This is a genomic window from Ohtaekwangia sp. (assembly GCF_036568665.1).
GTDB lineage: Bacteria > Bacteroidota > Bacteroidia > Cytophagales > Cyclobacteriaceae > Ohtaekwangia.
This window is the reverse complement of the sequence record NZ_DATCSD010000474.1, coordinates 1-4,051: the sequence shown is the minus strand read 5'-3', so window position 1 is coordinate 4,051 and position 4,051 is coordinate 1. Positions and strand designations below refer to the sequence as shown.

The 4,051-nt window shown below is 45.5% G+C and carries 5 protein-coding genes; 1 reads left to right on the top strand and 4 read right to left on the bottom strand.

Annotation, left to right across the window (positions count from 1 at the left end; genetic code table 11):
• A partial coding sequence (locus VIN08_RS27780; protein WP_331972875.1) for a TonB-dependent receptor domain-containing protein occupies nucleotides 1–570 on the top strand: 570 nt, incomplete at its 5' end.
• Between the two features lie 222 nt (nucleotides 571–792).
• Here VIN08_RS27780 and VIN08_RS27775 read toward each other — a convergent pair.
• The 4 genes from VIN08_RS27775 to VIN08_RS27760 form a co-directional block, all read right to left on the bottom strand.
• Nucleotides 793–1,296, bottom strand: a complete 504-nt coding sequence (locus tag VIN08_RS27775) for a hypothetical protein (RefSeq protein WP_331972873.1) — start codon at nucleotides 1,294–1,296, stop codon at nucleotides 793–795.
• A 15-nt stretch (nucleotides 1,297–1,311) separates the two neighbouring features.
• The gene (locus tag VIN08_RS27770; RefSeq protein ID WP_331972871.1) at nucleotides 1,312–2,049 is read right to left on the bottom strand and encodes a lysophospholipid acyltransferase family protein; all 738 of its coding nucleotides are present in this window, start codon (nucleotides 2,047–2,049) and stop codon (nucleotides 1,312–1,314) included.
• A gap of 109 nt (nucleotides 2,050–2,158) precedes the next feature.
• The gene (locus VIN08_RS27765) at nucleotides 2,159–3,496 is read right to left on the bottom strand and encodes a Gfo/Idh/MocA family oxidoreductase (RefSeq protein WP_331972869.1); all 1,338 of its coding nucleotides are present in this window, start codon (nucleotides 3,494–3,496) and stop codon (nucleotides 2,159–2,161) included.
• A gap of 80 nt (nucleotides 3,497–3,576) precedes the next feature.
• Nucleotides 3,577–4,051, bottom strand: a 475-nt coding sequence (locus VIN08_RS27760; protein WP_331972867.1) for a formylglycine-generating enzyme family protein, incomplete at its 5' end; no start/stop codon positions are given.

Here is a 4,051-nt window from a genome sequence, read left to right as displayed (position 1 = left end):
TCGCTGGAGCAGCGAGATGCTTCTACCGGAACAACCTATATATACCGCACCAACATTGGTAACTCTGTTACACGCGGTGCTGAAATATTTGCCGAGTATACACTCAACTTTAACGACCATGCCGGTCTTACCTTCTTTACGTCAACAGCATTCTTTCATGGCAGATATACCAATGCACATGTACGCTCCGGCAACAATACCGGTGAAAATATAGATGTATCGGGTAATGCTATTGAAAGCGTGCCCGATGTAATTACCCGCAACGGTGCTACTATACGCTATAGAATTGCAAGCCTTTCGATATTGTATAGTTATACAGGCGAGAGTTATGCAGATGCATTGAATACAGTGACACCGAGTAAATCGGGTGCAGTAGGGCTTGTACCATCATATGGACTGCTGGATATTAATACATCGGTGCGTATATCGCGCCAGTTGATGGTACGACTGAATGTTAACAACGTAACCAATAAACAGTATTTCACCAAGCGACCATCATTCTACCCGGGACCAGGCGTATGGTCTTCTGACGGTCGTTCAGTGAATTGTACTGTAGGAATAAAAATGTAAAGACTTTTGGGTTAGAATCAGCACACTCGCACCGCTCAGACACATTCACGCACATTATTCGCTCCAATCGAAGTGATCCGGAGAAGGCACCTGTCATACGGCCTTTTTCCGGATTTGCTTTTTTATACCCGAGCCTTTACAGGAGTTCCACCGCGATTGTCGGTGTTCCTCTTGCCATTATTGGTGTTCTTCACCAATACCAATAATTCAATTTATACTATATCACTTCCCCTCTGCAATAACTGCATCCGGATTTTCAATCATCGAGCGCTCTTCCGGAGACAGTTGCAGATCCTCAACAATTGAAGCTTTTGTAGGGCGAATAAAGATGAATACTACGGCTACCAACACGGGTATCAGCAGCAGGTAAAAATTGCCATTCAAAAAGAAAACAATGGCCGCTGCAAAACCGGGAAGCTCCATACAGGCGGAGCGAACCAGTAATACACCTATATATTTAGGCATCTTGCTTGTTAAAGGCCATGTCTTGTCGATGCGTGCGAGCATGTAGTCGTATAGAAAGTGCGCTGCCGAAAAGCAGACCACTACAACCCCTGCGAGTATATAGGTATATATTCGTGCATCATCGCCAATGTTTACGGTAATTTTACCAAGATATACCAGCATAAAAACCACAGCGGTAAAGATCAGCATCAGCGCGGCCTGTGCGAAGTATATCAGCGTTAGCTGGCTGAAGTATTGCTTGGAAGTAAATGTCTTGCTCATATTATAGGGAAGTGGTTAAGAATTGCTGGTGATCATTTCCTTCATGGCCACGAAGGTCTTTTCCTTTAGTGCGGCTATATCGGCACTGGTGAGTCCTTCTGTTTCAATTTGCTGGCCAACATAAATTCTGATTTTGCCGGGGCGCAGATTAATCGTGCTGGGAGGCATAAGGCGACCAGCACCCACTACTACCATAGGTAATATAGGTTGTTGTGTATCTACCGCGATACGAAATGCTCCGTCATGAAAAGGCTGCAGCACTTCTTTGGAGCGGTTCTGTGTACCTTCGGCAAAGATGAGTATAGATATACCTTGCTTGAGAAACTGCTTAAGGCGATCAATACTTTTCTTGCGACTCTCCGGGCTGGAGCGATCAACAATAATTGTAGCAGCCTTTGCGATCCAGCCGAACACCGGTATTTTGAGCAGCTCTTTTTTTGCGAGCGGTCTGAACTGCCCCGGAATAATCATGCGTATACCCGGTATATCCAGGAAAGAAGTATGGTTGCTGACAAATATATAGGCTTGTCCTTTTTTGAAATTTTCGGTGCCATAAAACTCATAGCGTATAAACGTGAGGATGCTGAACGTCCACGACCAGAGCCATAAAAAGAAATACCCGATGTTGCCAAAGCGTTGTCCCATCAGAAAGGGAATCAAAATGCCTGGCAGGTAAAGGATCATAAACACCGTGAACACCAGGAATACCCACACTTTGTATAAGGTGAGGAGGATGGTCTGAACAATTTTCAAGCGATACGAATTAAAAATTCCTCGAAAGTTCTGAAAGTTTAGGGAAGATGCAAAAAGCAAAAGCCAGCGATGTGCTGGCTTTTGAAGAGCGGTATCAATATTTGATTTTTTAAGACAATGCAAATTTGGTAACACCAGGCACAGCTATCGGGTAAAATCCATTGGCATCGGGTTTAATTGGAGTTTCGGCATCCCATGCAAATGTGGTTGGCATAATGCTGATATTTGATTTCAGCACTTTGTCCCACTCCATCACCTCACCGGTATAGGTTGCCATACGACCCATAATGGAAGTAAGTGTAGCCTTCGCTCCATTCTCGGCATCGGCAAATTTATATTCACCTTTGGCAATGGCAGCAAAGAGCTCATCATGCTCAGTCTGATACGGATTGTTCTCGCCTTTCTTATCATACTTGTAAAGCACTTTGCCTTTGCTGGCAATTTCACCGGCTCCGCATTTGATTGTGCCCTTCGTGCCTACGAAGTACTCATCTACTTTTGCATACGTGCCTTTTATATGACGACACTGGCTGTTGAGAATAGAGCCATCGGCATATTGAAACTCTACATAGTGGTGATCGAATATTTCGCCATACTCTTTACCGGTGCGAACCTGGCGGCCGCCCATGCCCTGTGCCTTTACAGGGTAGCCTCCTTTAAACCAGTTTACCACATCAATGTTGTGAATATGTTGCTCGTTGATGTGATCGCCACACAGCCAGTTAAAATAATACCAGTTGCGCATCTGGTATTCCATTTCAGTTTGTCCGGGCTGGCGCATTTTTACCCATACACCATCATTGTTCCACCATGCCTGTGCAGAAGTGATCTCACCGATCATACCATCCTGCAAACGCTTATATAGTTCGCGGTACGAGTTCTGATAATGACGTTGCAACCCAACCACTACATTCAGCTTTTTACTTTTCGCTTCGGCAGCAGCCGCTAATACTTTTTGTACACCTGCCGGGTCCGTTGCAACAGGCTTCTCCATAAACACATGCTTGTTCTGTTTTATAGCTTCTGTAAAATGTATAGGACGGAAGCCGGGAGGAGTTGTGAGTATAACAACATCGGCAAGCGGAATCGCTTTCTTATAGGCATCGAAACCGACAAACTTGGTATCTTCGGTTACGGTAACTTTTGCTTTTACATTGCCTTCTTCCGAGTTCTCATCGGTCAGAGCATTATAGCATTCATCGAGGCGATCTCTGAAAGCATCGGCCATCGCTACGAGTTTCACATTCTGTTTGGTGAGCAGTGCCTGCATGGCAGCACCTGTGCCACGGCCACCGCAGCCGATCAGCGCCACCTTGATCGTATCATCTACAGAATTAAAATATCCGGCATTAGACATAAATGGCATGGCCATCAGGCCTCCCGTTGCGATAGCAGAGTTCTTTACAAAATCTCTGCGACTGATCGTTGAATTGTCTTTTGATTTCATAGGCGATGGTTTAATTGTTCACGTGAGCGTATACTTATATAAGACAGTTGAGACGAACACTTCCCCGAACCGTTCGTCACTTATTTTAGATACGAGGCATAGAATTTTTCAATTTCTTCCTTCGATGGCTGCGATACAGGGCGCACAATGCGGAAGCCCATATACATACCATCGGTAAGCCACCAGCGACTTTTCGGTATTTGTGGATCGCGCTTGTTCCACTCGGCACTTGATGGTATACGGTTGGTGCAACGCAGAACCTCGGCTTCATCCAGGTAAGAGCCACCGCGTGCTACACGCGGATATTTACTGGCCGGTGGTATAGATGGGTTCTTCGCACCATCGGCAAGCTGCTCGTATGCTGTAGCATTGTATTGATCGAGCGTCCATTCGGTGAGATTGCCCAGCATATCGTATAGCCCGAAAGCGTTCGGCTTCAGTTGCATTACCTTGTGATATTTACTGCCGCTGTTATTTTTAAAGAAGCCATATTCCTGCAGGCTGTTCGGATCGTTGCTTACAACAGCACTATTCCCTGCGCGACAGGCATATTCC